Origin of the sequence: Superficieibacter sp. BNK-5, from assembly GCF_047456055.1 — a bacterium.
Classification (GTDB): Bacteria; Pseudomonadota; Gammaproteobacteria; order Enterobacterales; family Enterobacteriaceae; genus Superficieibacter.
On sequence record NZ_CP179893.1, the window covers coordinates 1,098,006 to 1,115,753 of the forward strand.

A 17,748-nucleotide genomic window follows, 5' to 3' on the forward strand; every position below is an offset into this window, starting at 1 on the left:
CTTCCTCAGATTTATTTGGTTAATTTTGGATTACTACTACCAAGCCGACGCGCTCTACGCTTCATGCGTTTAATAAAGCGCGCCACTTTCCAGGCCCGCTTGATGCAGTAGCCATACAGGAAGAAGGCTACCAAAAAGAGTATCAGCATGACCCATTCTGGAACAATATGCGTCGCTTCAGCAATCACCCCTATGGCGGCCAGCAGCGCAGCGGCAAGCGTAATAAGAACAAAAGCCTGACGAGAAGTAAAACCGGCACGCATAATAAGATGGTGGATGTGCTGACGGTCAGGTGAGAAGGGACTCATCCCTTTACGCAGGCGGCGGTACATAATCGCCACCATATCCATCAGAGGAATAGCGATAATCCACAGCGCGGTCACCGGGCTGATAGGATGCGTTTTACCCTGGGTGGTTTCCAGCAGTATCCAGATCACCGTAAAGCCAATCAGCGTACTTCCTGCATCGCCCATAAAGACTTTATAACGGCGGCCCAGCGCCCCCAGATTCAGCAGGATGTAGGGCAGAATGGCGGCGATCATGGCGAAGCACCACATTGCCAGGCTGGTTTGTCCGTCAAATAACAGGATCAGGCCAATCGCCCCAAACGAGACGCTGGATAACCCGCCCAGCAGCCCGTCGATGCCATCAACCATATTGAAGGCATTAATCGCCGCCCAGACGGCAAATAGCGTAAGAAGAAAACCAAAGGGGCCGAGAACCAGTTCCCACGGGCCGAAGATATAGCCCAGGCTACTGAGATGTAGGTTAGCGACGCTTATCATTACGATACCGACGATGGCCTGCACCGTGGCGCGGAATTTAACGCTGATATCGAATCTGTCGTCCAGCGCACCGACAAAAACCAGTACGCCAGCACATATCAGATAAAGCGAGGCATGCGGAATATAGTAGTTAATGATTTCGAAAGTGAAACAGATACCAGCAAAAACAGAGATGCCGCCCACTAGGGGGATCAGGCCCTGATGCCGCTTGCGGAAGTTAGGTTTATCAACCAACCCGACTCTTATAGCTACCTTACGCGCAAAAAAAAGAAATAAGGTAGTGAACAGAAATATACTGATCAGATCAGCGGCTGCAGCCAGTAAATTCACAATTCACACTCTCAAGTAATTGTTGTGTCAGAAGTATAACCACGAAGCAACCTATCCAGAAGGAAAACTCTGATCTGACTTCAGGAAAATCTGACAAATTTCAGTCAGACAGCAACTTCTGCAGGCTCCTTGCCCTTTTAATATTGTTAACTAAAGCGTAGGCAACGGAAAACAAAAACGCCACGCAAAAGCGTGGCGTTTTTTTGACAAATCTTTACTTACGAACGTTTCATCATATCGAAGAAATCATCGTTGGTTTTCGTCATTGCCAGTTTATTAATGAGGAATTCCATCGCGTCAATTTCGCCCATCGGGTGAATGATTTTGCGCAGGATCCACATTTTCTGCAGCTCTTCCTGAGTGGTGAGCAGCTCTTCTTTACGGGTACCGGAACGGTTGTAATCGATAGCCGGGAAGACGCGTTTTTCAGCAATCTTACGGGCCAGATGCAGTTCCATGTTACCGGTGCCTTTAAACTCTTCGTAGATGACCTCATCCATTTTAGAGCCGGTATCGACCAGCGCCGTTGCGATGATGGTCAGGCTGCCGCCCTCTTCCACGTTACGCGCCGCGCCGAAGAAGCGCTTCGGACGGTGCAGGGCGTTAGCGTCCACACCACCGGTCAGGACTTTACCTGATGCTGGTACCACGGTGTTATAGGCACGCGCCAGACGGGTGATGGAGTCGAGCAGAATGATCACGTCTTTCTTATGCTCAACCAGGCGCTTGGCCTTTTCGATCACCATTTCTGCGACCTGAACGTGGCGGGATGCCGGTTCGTCAAAGGTAGAAGCCACAACTTCACCTTTCACCAGACGCTGCATCTCGGTTACTTCTTCCGGACGTTCGTCAATCAGCAGCACCATCAGCACGCAGTCAGGATGGTTATATGCGATGCTCTGCGCGATATTTTGCAGCAGCATGGTTTTACCGGCTTTCGGCGGCGCAACAATCAGACCACGCTGACCGCGACCGATCGGTGAGGCCAGATCCAGTACACGAGCCGTTAAGTCTTCGGTAGAACCGTTACCACGTTCCATACGCAGGCGAGAGTTCGCGTGCAGCGGCGTTAAGTTCTCAAAGAGGATCTTATTACGCGCGTTTTCTGGTTTGTCGTAGTTAACTTCATTGACTTTCAACAGCGCAAAGTAACGTTCGCCTTCTTTCGGCGGGCGAATCTTACCAGAGATGGTATCACCAGTGCGGAGGTTGAAACGGCGGATTTGGCTAGGGGAAACGTAGATGTCATCAGGACCGGCGAGGTAGGAGCTGTCTGCGGAGCGGAGGAAACCAAATCCGTCCTGCAATATCTCCAGTACACCGTCACCGAAGATATCTTCGCCACTCTTAGCATGCTGCTTCAGGATGGCAAAAATGATGTCCTGCTTGCGCATGCGAGCCTGGTTTTCCAGTCCCATATTTTCGCCGAGAGTAATCAGCTCAGAAACCGGCGTATTCTTTAATTCGGTAAGATTCATAGTGGTGTGGGTTCTTAAACTCGGGGTAAATCTCGAACTTAATGTGTGAATGGTATGGCAGGGTCATCCATGCCTGTTAACGGCCATCGGCTCATGTCTGTTCGCTGTCTGGTCACAGGAGAGTACGCAGAACTGAAACGACAAGACGGATTGAGCGACAAGCCCGGAATCTTTCTGCTTCTTACGAGAAGCAGCGGGTAAAACAAGATATGTTTAAAACGAAGTCAAAACTAACTTAGCACGACTCAGGCCGGGCGTCCAGAGATCCTGTTAATTTAAGGATAACGGACGCCGCGAAAAGAAACGCCTTACGCTAAGTTAGCGTCAAGGAACTCTTTCAACTGGCCTTTAGACAGCGCGCCCACTTTGGTCGCCGCCACTTCACCGTTTTTGAACAGCAGCAGCGTCGGGATACCGCGGATGCCGTATTTCGGCGCAGTGCCCGGGTTCTGGTCGATGTTCAGCTTGGCAATCGTCAGTTTGCCCTGATATTCATCAGCGATTTCATCCAGAATCGGAGCGATCATTTTACACGGACCGCACCACTCTGCCCAGAAATCAACGAGAACCAATCCTTCTGCTTTGAGTACATCCGTGTCAAAACTGTCGTCAGTCAGGTGAATAATTTTATCGCTCATATTTAACTCCACAGGAATAAGCCTGGCATGTTGGTGTAGCATTAAACAACAACTGTTGATGTTGCATTAACCAACTAAAGGTTGACTTTATTTCACCGGATACGCTTTCGTAAAGCAATAGTAAGCTGATATTCTACCACACTATGAGCAAAACACATTTAACAGAACAGAAGTTTTCCGACTTCGCCCTGCACCCTAAGGTGATTGAAGCCCTTGAAACTAAAGGGTTTCATAACTGCACGCCCATTCAGGCACTCGCCCTCCCGCTTACGCTGGCAGGTCGTGATGTTGCAGGGCAGGCGCAAACCGGTACCGGGAAAACGATGGCGTTTCTGACGTCAACGTTTCATTATCTCCTTTCTCATCCGGCGATCGACGGTCGTCAGGTGAACCAACCGCGCGCATTAATTATGGCTCCGACCCGCGAACTGGCGGTGCAGATCCATGCTGATGCAGAGCCGCTGGCGCAAACAACCGGCCTGAAATTAGGGCTGGCTTACGGCGGCGACGGCTATGACAAACAGCTTAAAGTGCTGGAAAGCGGCGTTGATATTCTGATCGGCACCACCGGTCGCCTGATCGACTACGCCAAACAAAACCATATTAACCTGGGCGCGATTCAGGTCGTTGTGCTGGACGAAGCCGATCGTATGTACGATCTGGGCTTTATTAAAGATATCCGTTGGCTGTTCCGCCGTATGCCGGCCACCAACCAGCGCCTGAATATGCTGTTCTCCGCCACTCTGTCTTATCGCGTACGCGAACTGGCGTTTGAGCAGATGAACAACGCTGAATACGTTGAGGTCGAACCGGAACAAAAAACCGGCCACCGTATTAAAGAAGAGCTATTCTACCCGTCCAACGACGAAAAAATGCGCCTGCTGCAAACGCTCATTGAAGAAGAGTGGCCGGATCGCGCGATCGTTTTTGCCAACACCAAACATCGCTGTGAAGATATCTGGGGCCATCTTGCGGCCGACGGACATCGCGTTGGCCTGCTGACCGGTGATGTGGCACAGAAAAAACGCCTGCGTATTCTTGATGAATTCACCCGTGGCGATCTCGATATTCTGGTGGCAACTGACGTTGCTGCACGCGGCCTGCACATTCCCGCCGTTACGCACGTCTTCAACTATGACATGCCGGACGATTGTGAAGACTACGTACACCGCATTGGTCGTACTGGTCGCGCAGGCGCAAGCGGTCACTCTATCAGCCTGGCCTGTGAAGAGTACGCGCTGAACGTGCCAGCGATTGAAACCTACATTGGGCATTCCATTCCGGTGAGCAAATACAATCCGGATGCATTAATGACCGATCTGCCGAGACCGCTGCGCCTGACGCGCCCGCGTCCTGGCAACGGACCGCGTCGTACCGGCGCTCCGCGTAACCGTCGTCGTCCGGGTTAACGAGAATGCCGTCTGCCGCTTCGCTCTATGCCGCCATCGATCTGGGATCGAATAGCTTTCATATGCTGGTCGTGCGCGAGGTGGCGGGAAGCATCCAGACCGTCGCCCGTATCAAGCGCAAAGTCAGGCTGGCTGCGGGTCTGAGCAGTAATAACGTGCTCTCTCCTGACGCGATGGAGCGCGGCTGGCAGTGCCTGCGCCTGTTTGCCGAGCGCCTGCAGGACATCCCCCAGTCGCAAATTCGCGTCGTCGCCACGGCAACGCTGCGTCTTGCGGTTAATGCGGGCGAGTTTATTGCCCGTGCGCAGGAAATTCTTGGTTGTCCGGTGCAGGTGATTAAGGGCGAAGAAGAAGCACGTCTGATTTATCAGGGCGTTGCCCATACTACCGGCGGTGCCGATCAGCGTCTGGTGGTCGATATCGGCGGTGCCAGTACCGAACTGGTCACCGGCACGGGGGCACAAACCACGTCGTTATTCAGTCTTTCCATGGGCTGCGTGACCTGGCTTGAACGCTATTTCTCCAGCCGTAATCTGGGTAAGAGTAACTTTGAGGAAGCGGAGAACGCCGCCCGCGAGGTGCTGCGTCCGATCGCCGATGAGCTACGCTATCACGGCTGGAAAATCTGCGTGGGAGCCTCGGGTACGGTGCAGGCGTTGCAGGAAATCATGATGGCGCAGGGGATGGATGAACGCATCACCCTCGCTAAACTTGAGCAGCTTAAACAGCGGGCTATCCAGTGCGGTCGTCTCGAAGAGTTAGAGATTGAAGGTCTGACGCTGGAGCGCGCGCTGGTTTTCCCCAGCGGCCTTGCCATTCTGATTGCCATCTTCACCGAACTGAATATTCAGTGTATGACCCTGGCTGGCGGCGCACTGCGCGAAGGGCTGGTCTACGGGATGCTGCATCTCACCGTAGAGGAAGATATCCGTAGCCGCACGATGCGTAATATTCAGCGTCGTTTTATGGTCGATACCGACCAGGCACAGCGGGTAGCGAAACTGGCATCACGTTTTGCGAGTCAGCTGGAAAAAACATGGGATCTGGAGCTAATTAGCCGCGAACTGCTGGTAAATGCCTGCTTATTGCATGAAATCGGCCTGAGCGTGGATTTTAAATCTGCGCCGCAACACGCCGCTTACCTGGTTAAAAACCTCGATCTCCCCGGTTTTACGCCAGCACAGAAAAAGCTGCTGGCCACGCTGTTGCTGAATCAGACCAACGCCGTCGATCTTTCCTCGCTGCATCAGCAAAATGCGGTCCCGCCACGGGTCGCTGAGCATCTTTGCCGCTTACTGCGTCTGGCCATCCTGTTCGCCAGCCGCCGTCGCGACGATTTGGTGCCGGATATTACCCTCGATGCCACGGATGAAAAGCTGACGCTGATCCTTCCTGCGGGCTGGCTAAGCCATCACCCGCTTGGCACGGAGCTGATCGAGCAGGAAAGCCAGTGGCAAAGTTATGTTCACTGGCCGCTGGAAGTATTGTCTTCAGGGCAGTGACAGTCCTTCGGATGAGACCCATCCTTCGGTCACTTTCTGGCTTGTCGGATGGGTATATCGGATAAACCGATACCCGGCAAAGGCGGGCTTATTCAGCATCTGTACACGATCGCCATCCACGACAAACGCGTTCTCTTCGCGCAGGCACGCTTTATTGGGCGCATCGTAGAAGTATAAGCGCTGGCGCTTGTTGGCGACTGTTCGGGTGATGAAATCATCCTCAGCGGGTGTGGTTATACCCGCTTTTTTGCGGGCATCGTCACAAACCTCATCCACACTCGCAAGATTATCGGCTTCTACCCATCCATGAACAGTGTTGAATCCCGCCAGTACGTAATTGTGCGGATCGTTGCCGCGCAAAGCCTGATAGCGTTGTTGGGTGTTGTCATCACGCGCGATAACAAATCCGATGCGGGAGACACTATCGCCAGGGACAATAAAGACAGATTCACTACGGCACTGAGGCACGGGGGCGGCATAAAACCAGGCCCGTGATGTCCCCGTAACTACATAGCGCGGAGACGCAATGGTGGCCTCCAGCGCTAATTGCTGATTAATGTCAGCACACCTTTGCATGCGGGATAAACAGTGTTGATAGCGTTTACCTTTCTGCTGGTCGAACCGGAGCGCGGTGTCATTGCCGTCAGTCAGGGTATTGCTCGCAGGGTGGTATGTCAGCCAACCGAGCATCCCGGCACCGGGGGAATCTGGCGTGCTTTTTTTCCGCTTGTCGAATAACTGAAACATCACGTTATCGTCATGCGCTTCAGCTTCGACGTCCAAATCCTGAAGACTGACGTGTTCGGCCACCATTAACGACTGATTGCTGCTGGCCACCATGTTTTTCATCGACACCGCACAGTAGTCGAGATACGCCCATTTATCCTGCGCATTGGCGGCTGCCGAATACAGCAGGGTGATAATAATAAGCGCCTTCAATTTCATGATGCCATTCTCCTTCCCTGAGCAAGATTATTTTTTTGCCGCGGCCATCATCGCCCGAATATTAGCGATACTTGCCTGCCCTTTTTGCATTCGCTCTTCCGCCGTCACCACTTTGCGTTCCTGTTCCCAGACTAAATCGTCCTGCGGCAGTTCCAGCAGAAAGCGGCTCGGCTCGGGGCGCACCAGTTCGCCGTATTGACGACGCTCTTTGCACAGGGTGAAGATCAACTCTTTCTGCGCGCGGGTGATCCCCACATAGGCGAGGCGACGCTCTTCATCCACGTTGTCTTCATCAATGCTGCTCTGGTGCGGCAACAGTCCCTCTTCCATGCCGACCAGGAAGACATAAGGGAACTCCAGACCTTTTGAGGCGTGCAGCGTCATCAGTTGAACCTGATCCAGTTCTTCATCTGATTCTCCTCGCTCCATCATGTCGCGCAGGGTAAAACGCGTTACCACCTGGGTCAGGGTCATCGGCTCGTCGATCTCGCTGCCTTCCAGCATTTCGGTCATCCAGGTGAAGAGCTGGTTGACGTTTTTCATGCGCATTTCCGCCGCTTTCGGGCTGGGCGAGGTTTCAAACAGCCAGGACTCGTAATCTATCCCGTGGATCAAATCGCGCACGGCGGCAATCGGCTCGCGCTCGGCCAGACGCTGAACGTCTCCCAGCCAGTGCGTAAAGCGGGTCAGGGATACATAGCCGCGTCCGCTGAGCGTCTGCGTCAGACCCATATCAAAACTGGCGCTAAACAGGCTTTTGTTACGGCTATTCGCCCACTCTCCGAGCTTTTGCAGCGTGGCCGGGCCGATCTCCCGTTTTGGCGTATTCACAATGCGCAAAAAAGCGCTGTCATCGTTGGCATTGGTCAACACGCGCAGATAAGCCAGCAGGTCTTTAATTTCCGGACGAGAGAAAAACGAGGTGCCGCCGGAGATTTTGTACGGGATGCGGTTTTGCATCAGAAACTTTTCGAACACCCGCGACTGGTGGTTGCCGCGATACAAAATCGCATAGTCTTTATACTGCGTTTTGTTAATAAAGTGATGGGCAATCAGCTCACCGGTTACACGCTCGGCTTCATGCTCTTCATGGTTAGCGCTGAGTATTTTCAACTCGGCACCGTAGCCCAGTTCAGAAAACAGACGCTTTTCAAATACGTGCGGGTTGTTAGCGATCAGTATATTCGCCGCCTTCAGAATGCGCCCGGAGGAACGGTAGTTCTGCTCCAGTTTAACCACCTGTAATGCCGGGAAATCCTGACTGAGTAAGACCAGGTTTTGCGGACGCGCACCGCGCCAGGAGTAGATCGACTGATCGTCATCGCCCACCACGGTAAAACGTGCACGGTTTCCTACCAGCAGTTTGACCAGTTCATACTGGCTGGTGTTGGTATCCTGGTACTCATCCACCAGCAGATAGCGGATTTTGTTCTGCCAGCGTTCACGTACCTCTTCATTACGCTGAAGCAGCAACGTCGGCAGCAGGATCAGGTCGTCAAAGTCCAGCACGTTGCAGGCTTTCATATGCGCATCGTACAGGCCGTAGCAGTGGGCAAAGATCCGATCCCGTTCACCCTTCGCCTGTGCGGCCGCCTGTGCCGGGGTCAGCAGATCGTTTTTCCAGTTGGAGATCGTCGAGATCAGCTGTTGCAGCACCGCTTTGTCGTCTTCGATCAGCCCTTCACTCAGTTCCTTAAGCAGCGCGACCTGGTCGGTATCGTCGAATAACGAAAAGTTAGATTTCATCCCCAGCGCGGCGTATTCGCGCTTGATCACTTCCAGCCCTAACGTATGGAAGGTGGAAATCATTAGCCCACGCGCCTCTTTACGTCCCAGCGTCTGCGCCACGCGCTCTTTCATCTCGCGCGCCGCTTTATTGGTAAAGGTCACCGCCGCGATGTGCCGTGCCTGATAGCCGCAGCCGCGGATCAGATGGGCGATTTTGTTGGTGATGACGCGGGTTTTACCGGAGCCAGCACCCGCCAGCACCAGGCAAGGTCCGGTGACAAATTCGACGGCTTGTTGTTGTCCGGGGTTTAAACGCATAGAGTCACTCAATGAAAGTCGGGAGGGAAGAAAAAGTGCGTGGTAGTATAGCGACTGAAATCTTTATGACTCAAGGCACAATCATGGCAAAAACAGCGGCAGCAATGCATATCCTTGTAAAGGAAGAGAAACTGGCTTTAGATCTGCTGGAGCAGATTAAAAACGGCGGCGATTTTGAAAAGCTGGCGAAAAAACATTCTACCTGTCCGTCAGGCAAAAAAGGCGGTCACTTAGGTGAATTCCGTCAGGGTCAGATGGTGCCAGCATTTGATAAAGTCGTGTTCTCCTGCCCGGTGCTGGAACCTACTGGCCCGCTGCATACCCAGTTCGGTTACCACATCATCAAGGTGCTGTACCGCAACTAATTTAGAAGGGCAGAGGCTATTCGCCCTGCCCTTTATCGTTGAAATAGTCGATAAACTCCCGCCCCACTTCCGCCAGCGTTAGTCGCTTAAAACGTTCCAGTATTAATGATTCAGCGTCGGCGAACGTCTCTGACATCACCCGGTTTACCCCTTTTTCCACCAGGCACTGCGGATTCTCGTTACGGTTGCCCAGCGCAAACAGCGTCGGAGAGCCGAGCGCGATATAGATATCGTACAGCGTTACGTCGCCTGCCGGACGTGCCAGCGTCCAGCCACCATGATGGCCTTTAGTGGAGGTCACAATTTGCCGCTCACGTAGCCCCGCCAGCAGCTTACGGATAAAGGCCGGATTGCCATCGATAAACGCGGCCATCTGCTCTGAGGTGAGCGGTCGGTCCATCTGCTCAAGATGCAGCAGAATATGCAGCGTTGCGGAGAAAGAATTATTTATTTTCATGTAACTTACAGTATTACATAGACTTAGCTGGCGCAAGCCAAATGCTGATTATAGCGCCTGTTGACGGTGAATAAACTTATGATACTTTGTTTATTACATGAGTTAGCCGTACAGGAGAAAAGTATGTCTGAGAGTGAACAATCACCCCTGATTTTCTGGGAAGATCATTACGCGGCAATGTCGCCGGTTTCCAGTGGCATTCCGGGTAAAATTCTGGTGCGCTTCGCCGATCCGCTTACGCCAGGCCAAGCCCTTGAGCTGGGCTGCGGGCGCGGAGATGATGCCGTCTGGTTAGCCAAAAAAGGCTGGGAGGTGACGGCGGTCGATCTGTCGTCTACAGCGCTGGAGTATGCGTCTGCCAATGCTGAGCGATCCGGCGTTCTGGAGCGTATAACGTTTGCGCGGCACGATCTGACCCAGCGTTTTCCACAGGGCCATTATGATCTGATCGTCGCCTCGTTTCTTGAGTCACCGCTGACCTTCGATCGCTTTACGATCTTTCGCACCGCCCTCGATCATGTCTTACCTGGCGGCATGCTGCTGATCACCTCTCACGCCAAAGCACCCGAGTGGTCAAAACACGCCGATCGCCCCTTCCAGTCAGCGAAGGAGGCGTTAGCACAGCTGGGTACCCTGCCTGAAGGATGGGAAGTCCTCTTTTGCGACGACGTGAAGCGGATAATGAAAGGGCCAGAAGGACAGGAAGGTCAGGTCTCGGATTCAGTCGTGGCATTACGCCGGAAGAAATAAACCCCGTGGGCCGGGTTTAAGATTGATGGCAAATCTGTTTATGCAGCGATGTTTGTTTTTTTTGCCGGGTGGCGGCTTCGCCTTACCCGGCCTGCTAAATCCTTCAATATCAAAGATTTGATTGCCACCCATAGGCCTGTGCAAGCGCAGCGCCGCCAGGCAGATTGCACAGCGCGTGCCTGGCCAGTCGTCTGAAGCGTATTCTACTCGCTAACAACCATCACCCCTCGCGCCTCGATACCGGCGCGGTCTTCCTCACTGATATTGTCTGTGATCAGGATACTGATATCGCTAACCTCGGCAAATTTGGCGAAAGTGTCATGGCCGACTTTATGAGAGTCTATTAGCAGAATGACGTTTGACGCGCAGGCGATCATCTCTTTCTTCAGATTCGCCTGGCGAACGTCCGGCGTGGTCGCGCCATTTTTGAGCGTAAAACCATTTGCGCCCATAAAGGCCTTGTCGATGATCAGATTCGACAGGCCGCTGTCACGGTTGAACGGGATAACGCAGTGCAATTTTTGCCGCACCGCGCCGCCAATAATAAAGAGGTTCACCACCCCTGGGATCTCTTCCAGAATAATGGCAATCTGCAAATCGTTGGTAATAACCGACAGTCCTTTACGCTCACCCAGCAGCTTCGCCAGCTCGAGCGTGGTAGAGCCGGTATCCAGCAACAGCGTATCGCCGTCTTCAATCTGCTCCAGCGCCCGGCGGGCAACCACGACTTTGGCGTCGTGGTTACGCACTTCCTTTTCGGTCGCCATCATTTCGAGACCGGTTTTACTGCGGATCAGCACGCCGCCGTGGGTACGCGTGACCAGCTTCAACTTTTCCATCTCGCGAAGATCGTTGCGAATCGTCCCGGTCGATACTTTAAAGAGCTGACACAGTTCGGCAACCGTCGCTTTTTTGTGTGCTTCAACATAAGCCAGAATCGCCTGCTGCCGTTCCTGCGTAAAAAGTTTATCTTCCGAATGGTCGCTCATTATCTTTCCCGAAATGGATAGCCAGAGCAGGACTATAAAACAAAGCCTGCCTTCAGCGCATTACCCGATTTAGCACAGGTAAAAGCCTGCTGATATTGTTCAAGCGAGAAAGTATGCGTCAAGATCTTTTTCAGATTAATTTGCCCGTTGGCAACCATTTTCAGGCTGGCGCGATACTGGCGCAGGTTCTGCCCGCTCATGCCGGTGACGCTAATCTGGCGATAGTGAATGATGTTGGTGTTCAGACTCACCATCTCTTTGCCCGCTGGCAGGCCGCCGAAAAAGAGTACCCGACCGTTCAGCGCGGTCAGTTCAAACGACAAGGTCTGGATTTCCGGCGTGGAGGCAGCGGTGATCACCACGTCACAGCCGCGATCCTGAGTGATGCGCATGACGTCAGCTTTGGTGTCGGTGCCGCTCACCGGAATAAACGCCGGGTCAAACTCGCATGCCAGCGCCAGACGCTCAGGGTTAATATCGCTGATCAGCACTTTCCCCGCGCCCGCGGCCTTGTGCAAAAGCGCATGCATCAGCCCAATCGGCCCTGCGCCAATCACCAGTACGGTATCGCCCACCTGGGTATGACAGCGTTCAAAGGCATTGTAAACGCAGGAGAACGGTTCAATCATCGCCCCCTCTTCAAACGAGACGTGATCGGGAAGTTCGACGATATTCCCCTGCCGTACCGCCCTGGCCGGGAGCACCACATACTCGGCAAACGCGCCGTGTTTCTGGATGCCCAGCGCCTGAAAATCTTTACAGCTCTGGGTGTTGCCGCTGATGCAACTGTCGCACACGCCACAACCATAGTTTGGCGCGACGGCAACGCGCATCCCTTTAAAGTATGCACCGCTAACTTCGCTGCCGATCTCTTCAATCACGCCGGAAAGCTCATGGCCCAGCGTCAGGGCATGGGGAGAGTTGCGGTGGCCATTGGCATACATTCGCAGATCCGTACCACAAATGGCTCCGGCTTTGCAGGCCAGCAGGATCTCATCAGGCTGAATCTCAGGCTTCGGCAGCTCCACCAGTTTGAGTTCATTTTTACCAAATAACTGAATCGCTTTCATCGACCACCTCTTATCTTTCGTTCAGGGTAACAACGCGTTTTTCGGTAATAGAAAGATTGCCGGCGTTCACCACTTTGACGACTTCCAGGCCATCGTTGCCAGAGGCTTTGACGGGCGAGCCGCTGCGAATAGAGGCGATAAAGGCGCTATCTTCTTCTTCATAGGCTTTAATAAAGAGCGTCTGCCAGCTATTGACCGTTTTAGTAATCAACTGCTTTTGCTGCCGGTTGGCATAACGCGCTGAACTTTCCTGGAGATCGCCAACGAAGAGAATGCCGTCGGTGCCGAGGATTTCGACGCGGGAGTCATAGCCATAACCAACGGAAACTGCACCTTCAACAATGCACTGCGTGCCGTTGGTCATGCGTCCGCTCAGGGTGACGGTATCGTAGTAATCCGGAAATTTATCCTTCGCATCCGGGCAGCGATAGTTGCCCGCCAGCGCGTACACCTCGGCAAAATCCGCCCCGGAGAACCAGCGCACAGCATCGATATCATGGCTGGAAACTTCTGCCAGCGGACCGCCGCTGATGGAGATGTCGTACATCCACGCCTTCGGGATGCTGGGGCCGTGGGTTAGCGCCTTCACCAGCACCACATCACCAATCACGCCCGCGTCAATCGCCGCCTTTGCTTCCATAAAGTTGCGGTCGAACCGGCGCATAAACCCAAGCTGTAGCTGTACGCCATGCTGTTGCGTCACCTCTATCATCTGCTGACACTCTTCAGGCGTCATCGCCATCGGCTTCTCGCAGAAAATGTGTTTCCCGGCACGGGCGGCGGCGCAGACGATCTCGCAGTGATATTTGGTCGGCGTGACGACCACGATGGCGTCGACCTCACTATCGGCAATGGCCTGGTGATAATCGGTGTAGAACTTATCAAGATGTAATTCCCCGGCAGCGGCCTCGGCGACCGATCCAACCGGATCGACCACGGCAACCAGGCGCGCTCCGGCGATCCCTCTGGCGTAGTTGCGCGCGTGGATCATCCCGGCCCGGCCCGCACCAATAACGGCAATCCCAATCTCCTGCTTGTCCATGCATCCTCCTGGCATTCGTTGATATGAATTTCGGCTTATTTCTGTTCTTGCGAGTGTAGTCATGAAAAAAACAGTGTCAATCGTTTATTGTCATTTGATATCGGTTAATAAATTTATTACGTGATATCGATAGCATAAGTCAAAATTCATCAATCAAGACGGTACTTTTAAACAGCGAGGTCAACCCATGTCGATTTTTTCTACCGAAACAATTGTTCTGCAAATGGCGGCAAAGGATAAGCAGGATGCGCTGACACAACTGGCGAAACGCATTGAAGCTGCGGGGAAGCTTCAGCCGGGAGGGTTTGATAACTACATGTTATCGTTATTAAAAAGAGAGGAAGAGTTTTCGACTGCCGTTGGCTACAACTATGCGATCCCGCATGGTAAAAGCGCGGCGGTCGCTATGCCAGCCGTGGCTTTTGCCCGTCTGACGCAGCCGATTTTATGGGATGAGGAAGAAGACGACTGGGCAGAAAATCTGTTTATGATTGCCGTTCCGGCGGCCAGCGCAGGGGATGAGCACATCAAAATTTTAACCAAACTCGCCGCTGCAATCATGGATGACGACTTCAGAGAGCACCTCGATCAGGCAAAAGATGCCAGTGAAGTGCTTGATATTATGAATAAATTCACCGCGTAAGCGCATTTCCGGTCATGCGCCCCTTCGGGGGCGCTCTTTTTTGCCCGCTTAATTACCGCCCGAAACCAGGATCGTTATCACAACAACAAACAAAACCAATTGACATAAAAACGCGCACAAAACAATCATAAACGAAAACAGAGACCAGCAAATCACAATGTTATATGGCAGGTGATGAGGCTGTTCACCATTAAATGTTGATCCAGGAGCGAAAAACATGCCGAACAAGGAAAAATTTTTTGTTGCTGTTACCGGTTGCCCTACCGGTATCGCCCATACCTTCATGGCCGAAGCCGCATTAAAAAAGGCAGCACAGCAGGCAGGAGTAGCTATCCGCGTCGAAACGAACGGCGCAGCGGGTATTGAAAATGCGTTAACGGATGAGGAAATCGCCCGCGCCGATGCGGTGATTATCGCCTCGGATAAAGCCGTCGAGATGGCGCGTTTCCACGGCAAGCGGCTGGTTCGCGCCTCGGTGGGCCACGGTGTGAAAAAGGCCAATGAGCTGCTTTCCCGGGCGATGAGCGGCAACGAAGCAGTTTATCACCATGAGGGGAGTGCAGAAGTCGGAGAGCGTAAAACGGATACCAGCGATGGCGAAAGCCTGGGGCGTCTGCTGTATAAGGCCCTGATGAACGGCGTCTCGAATATGCTGCCTTTCGTGGTGGCCGGCGGTGTATTGATTGCCGTCTCATTCTTCTGGGGCATCTACTCTTTCGATCCGACCAATGCCCAGTATACCCCGTTCGCCGCCAGCATTTTTAACCTCGGTAAATTGTCCTTTTCAATGATGGTGCCGGTGTTTACCGCCTTTATCGCTTACTCCATTTCGAACAGACCGGGCTTTGTCGCAGGTTTCGTCGGTGGCCTGATAGCCGCCAACGTTGGCGCGGGTTTCCTCGGCGGCATCATTGCGGGTTTTGCCGCTGGGTATTTTATGAAATGGGTCTTGCACATCACCCGCAACTTCCCCCGCTCGCTGGAAGGCTTTAAATCTATCTTCCTGCTGCCGCTGGTCGGAGTGCTGGTCATTGGTCTGGTGATGACGCATATGGGCGATTCCATCGCGGCGATTAATAAAGGCATGATGGCGTGGGTTGCCGGGCTGGAGCACGCTAACCCACTGATTCTGGGTGTCGTAGTCGGCTGTATGAGCGCCTTCGACCTCGGCGGTCCGGTAAATAAAGCCGCCTACGTTACCGGCACGATGCTGCTGGCCGAGCAGGGTAACGCGCTATTTATGGCGGGCGTCATGACCGCAAGCATGGTGCCGCCGCTGGTGATTGCCTTCGCGACCGTCCTGTTTAAAAAGTATTTCGAGAAAGAGGAGCAGGCGGCTGGTCTGGTCAACTTTATTCTCAGCGCCACCTTTATTGCCGAAGGGGCAATTCCCTTTGCTGCGAAAGATCCGCTGCGTGTGATCCCGATTCTGATGCTCAGTTCTTCCATCGGTGCCACCCTGACCTACTGGTTTCACGTTGCGGTTCCCGCCCCGCATGGCGGCCTGATCATCCTGCCGTTAGTCACCCACGGCATGTTGTGGATCGCCTCTATTGTCTGCGGAGGGCTGGTTGGCGGCGTTATCTACGGTTTCTACCGCAAGCGCAAATATCTGGCGCAGGCCGCTTCCACCGCCGCACCGCTGAATAATTCTTTAGCGTAAGCCATGAGCAGGCCTGGCATTCGGGCCTGCTTTAGTCATGAATGAAAGGACATTCTCATGATCAATAAAGATATTTTAATTATTAATCCGATGGGGCTACACAGCCGCCCGTGCGCGATGCTGGCAAAAATGGCAAAAAAATATGATTGCCAGACCCGCCTGTCTTACCAGGATAAAAGCGCCGATGGCAGAAGTATGCTCGGGCTGATGAAGCTGGGCGTGGTAAACGGCAGCATGATTACCCTGCACTGCGAAGGGACGCAGGAGCAAGAAGCCAGCGCCGCTCTGGGAGAGTTTTTGGCAACTCTGGTTGAAGACGAGTAATGACATCACTATCAAAAGAGGGATTTTGCATGAAAAAGGTATTTGTTTTGACCACGCTGGCACTGCTTATCTCCACGCCGACGCTGGCGAAAACATGGGTACTCACTGACGCGGAAAGCAACACCGAGCAGGGCAACTGGCAAATCAGCAGCGATAAGCTGAAGGTAAAAGACAGCCATTTCAGTATTGAACAAAAAGTTCTGCACGGCGGTAAGCAGGAAGGCAGCAAAGTGCTGACCATCAGCAGTAAAGACGGCCTGACCATTGCGCTTAGCCCTACCCGTGGCATGGACCTGCTACACGTCGAAGGTTTTGGCGTGCGCATGGGCTGGGACTCACCGGTGAAAGAGGTGGTGAACCCGGCATACATTAATCTGGAGAGCCGTAACGGATTGGGCTGGCTGGAAGGCTTCAACGAAATGATGGTGCGCTGCGGCTATGAATGGACCGGCCACCCGGTTACCGCCGACGGCCAGATCTACACGCTTCACGGCAAGGCGGGCAATACACCCGCCTCGCGGGTGGAAGTGGAAGTCAGTGATACCGCACCTTATGAAATCCGCGTTCGTGGTTTGATTAAAGAGAGCACATTCAAAAAAGCTGACCTGCAAACCATGACCGAACTGCGCTACGTCCCCGGCAGCAACAGCTTCAGCCTGCATGACGTCCTCACCAACCACGCCGACTATACGCACGATTATCAAATTATCTACCACAGCAACTTTGGCAAGCCGATTCTCGAAGAGGGCGCGCGCTTCCTCGCACCGATAGAGAGTATTGGTCCTTTTAATGACTATGCAAAAGGCGGCGTGAAAGCGTGGCAGACCTACCACGGGCAGACGAAAGGTTTTGATGAGATGGTATTTAACATCAAACCGTTATCTGACAGCGATCATCATTCGCTGGCGGCAGTGGTGAATAAAGCTGGCAATAAGGGCGCGGCTATCCAGTTTGATACGCGACAGCTTCCGGTGCTGACGTTATGGAAAAATACCGATACCGATAAATACGGCTACGTGACTGGTATCGAACCGGGCACCAGTTACGCCTATCCGGTTACCATCGAGCGGGAACAGAAACGCGTGAAGCAGCTTCAGCCAGGAGCAAGTACCCAGTTTGATCTCACTTATACCCTGTTGCATAACAGCGACCAGGTGGCCGAGGTGGAAAAAACCGTTCAGGGAATTCAGGGCAGCACGCCGGTGAAAGTCGAAGAGACGCCGATGGCGCAGGAGTAGTAAATACCAGTGATATGACTTTTCTGTAAGCCAATCGCAGACAATAAAAAACCCTGCTGGTGAGGCAGGGTTTT

17 protein-coding genes and 1 pseudogene are annotated in these 17,748 nt (G+C 53.2%); 8 read left to right on the forward strand and 10 right to left on the reverse strand.

The features are described from left to right. Positions 1 to 11 precede the first annotated feature (11 nt). The 4 genes and pseudogenes from wecA to trxA form a co-directional block, all read right to left on the reverse strand. Entirely contained in the window at positions 12 to 1,115 is a 1,104-nt protein-coding gene (gene wecA / locus ACMGGS_RS05305) for a UDP-N-acetylglucosamine--undecaprenyl-phosphate N-acetylglucosaminephosphotransferase (protein WP_414165312.1), read from the reverse strand. Between the two features lie 218 nt (positions 1,116 to 1,333). Continuing rightward, a complete protein-coding gene (rho, locus tag ACMGGS_RS05310) occupies positions 1,334 to 2,593 on the reverse strand; it encodes a transcription termination factor Rho (RefSeq protein WP_049839510.1) in 1,260 nt (419 codons plus the stop codon). An 86-nt stretch (positions 2,594 to 2,679) separates the two neighbouring features. Continuing rightward, positions 2,680 to 2,787 (reverse strand): annotated as a pseudogene (locus ACMGGS_RS05315) (hypothetical protein); the annotation flags it as partial. A gap of 114 nt (positions 2,788 to 2,901) precedes the next feature. After that, positions 2,902 to 3,231: a thioredoxin TrxA gene (gene trxA, locus ACMGGS_RS05320; RefSeq protein WP_049839509.1), complete on the reverse strand. Its 330-nt coding sequence runs from the start codon at positions 3,229 to 3,231 to the stop codon at positions 2,902 to 2,904. Positions 3,232 to 3,374: 143 nt separating this feature from the next. Here trxA and rhlB point away from each other — a divergent pair, with 143 nt between their 5' ends. Both rhlB and gppA read left to right on the forward strand, forming a co-directional pair. After that, a complete protein-coding gene (gene rhlB, locus ACMGGS_RS05325; protein WP_414165313.1) occupies positions 3,375 to 4,640 on the forward strand; it encodes an ATP-dependent RNA helicase RhlB in 1,266 nt (421 codons plus the stop codon). Between the two features lie 5 nt (positions 4,641 to 4,645). Continuing rightward, a complete protein-coding gene (gene gppA / locus ACMGGS_RS05330; RefSeq protein ID WP_414165314.1) occupies positions 4,646 to 6,142 on the forward strand; it encodes a guanosine-5'-triphosphate,3'-diphosphate diphosphatase in 1,497 nt (498 codons plus the stop codon). Here the strand turns inward: gppA and ACMGGS_RS05335 are convergent. Both ACMGGS_RS05335 and rep read right to left on the reverse strand, forming a co-directional pair. Continuing rightward, the gene (locus ACMGGS_RS05335; RefSeq protein ID WP_414165315.1) at positions 6,131 to 7,087 is read right to left on the reverse strand and encodes a hypothetical protein; all 957 of its coding nucleotides are present in this window, start codon (positions 7,085 to 7,087) and stop codon (positions 6,131 to 6,133) included. The genes gppA and ACMGGS_RS05335 overlap by 12 nt on opposite strands. A gap of 27 nt (positions 7,088 to 7,114) precedes the next feature. Further along, the gene (gene rep, locus ACMGGS_RS05340; RefSeq protein ID WP_414165316.1) at positions 7,115 to 9,133 is read right to left on the reverse strand and encodes a DNA helicase Rep; all 2,019 of its coding nucleotides are present in this window, start codon (positions 9,131 to 9,133) and stop codon (positions 7,115 to 7,117) included. An 83-nt stretch (positions 9,134 to 9,216) separates the two neighbouring features. On the opposite strand from rep, the gene ppiC reads away from it, so the two are divergent. Beyond that, positions 9,217 to 9,498, forward strand: coding sequence for a peptidylprolyl isomerase PpiC (gene ppiC / locus ACMGGS_RS05345; protein WP_024555327.1), 282 nt, complete (start codon positions 9,217 to 9,219; stop codon positions 9,496 to 9,498). Positions 9,499 to 9,514: 16 nt separating this feature from the next. Here the strand turns inward: ppiC and ACMGGS_RS05350 are convergent, their stop codons facing one another. After that, positions 9,515 to 9,955: an Rrf2 family transcriptional regulator gene (locus tag ACMGGS_RS05350; RefSeq protein ID WP_414165317.1), complete on the reverse strand. Its 441-nt coding sequence runs from the start codon at positions 9,953 to 9,955 to the stop codon at positions 9,515 to 9,517. 123 nt (positions 9,956 to 10,078) lie between these two features. Here ACMGGS_RS05350 and ACMGGS_RS05355 point away from each other — a divergent pair, with 123 nt between their 5' ends. Then, a complete protein-coding gene (locus ACMGGS_RS05355) occupies positions 10,079 to 10,705 on the forward strand; it encodes a class I SAM-dependent methyltransferase (protein ID WP_414165318.1) in 627 nt (208 codons plus the stop codon). Between the two features lie 203 nt (positions 10,706 to 10,908). Here ACMGGS_RS05355 and ACMGGS_RS05360 read toward each other — a convergent pair whose 3' ends face one another. The 3 genes from ACMGGS_RS05360 to ACMGGS_RS05370 are packed head-to-tail and all read right to left on the reverse strand — an operon-like array spanning position 10,909 to position 13,806. Further along, entirely contained in the window at positions 10,909 to 11,694 is a 786-nt protein-coding gene (locus ACMGGS_RS05360) for a DeoR/GlpR family DNA-binding transcription regulator (RefSeq protein ID WP_176920230.1), read from the reverse strand. A 32-nt stretch (positions 11,695 to 11,726) separates the two neighbouring features. After that, complete coding sequence (locus tag ACMGGS_RS05365; RefSeq protein WP_414165319.1) at positions 11,727 to 12,764, reverse strand: alcohol dehydrogenase catalytic domain-containing protein; 1,038 nt, start codon at positions 12,762 to 12,764, stop codon at positions 11,727 to 11,729. A 10-nt stretch (positions 12,765 to 12,774) separates the two neighbouring features. Continuing rightward, a complete protein-coding gene (locus ACMGGS_RS05370) occupies positions 12,775 to 13,806 on the reverse strand; it encodes a Gfo/Idh/MocA family oxidoreductase (protein WP_414165320.1) in 1,032 nt (343 codons plus the stop codon). A gap of 187 nt (positions 13,807 to 13,993) precedes the next feature. On the opposite strand from ACMGGS_RS05370, the gene ACMGGS_RS05375 reads away from it, so the two are divergent. From ACMGGS_RS05375 to ACMGGS_RS05390, 4 genes are all read left to right on the forward strand, one after another. After that, on the forward strand, positions 13,994 to 14,449 hold the full coding sequence (locus tag ACMGGS_RS05375; protein ID WP_414165321.1) for a PTS sugar transporter subunit IIA: 456 nt from the start codon (positions 13,994 to 13,996) through the stop codon (positions 14,447 to 14,449). Between the two features lie 217 nt (positions 14,450 to 14,666). Further along, on the forward strand, positions 14,667 to 16,112 hold the full coding sequence (locus ACMGGS_RS05380) for a PTS fructose transporter subunit IIC (RefSeq protein WP_414165322.1): 1,446 nt from the start codon (positions 14,667 to 14,669) through the stop codon (positions 16,110 to 16,112). 57 nt (positions 16,113 to 16,169) lie between these two features. After that, entirely contained in the window at positions 16,170 to 16,436 is a 267-nt protein-coding gene (locus ACMGGS_RS05385; RefSeq protein WP_414165323.1) for an HPr family phosphocarrier protein, read from the forward strand. Positions 16,437 to 16,465: 29 nt separating this feature from the next. Next, entirely contained in the window at positions 16,466 to 17,674 is a 1,209-nt protein-coding gene (locus ACMGGS_RS05390) for an aldose 1-epimerase family protein (RefSeq protein ID WP_414165324.1), read from the forward strand. Positions 17,675 to 17,748 lie beyond the last annotated feature (74 nt).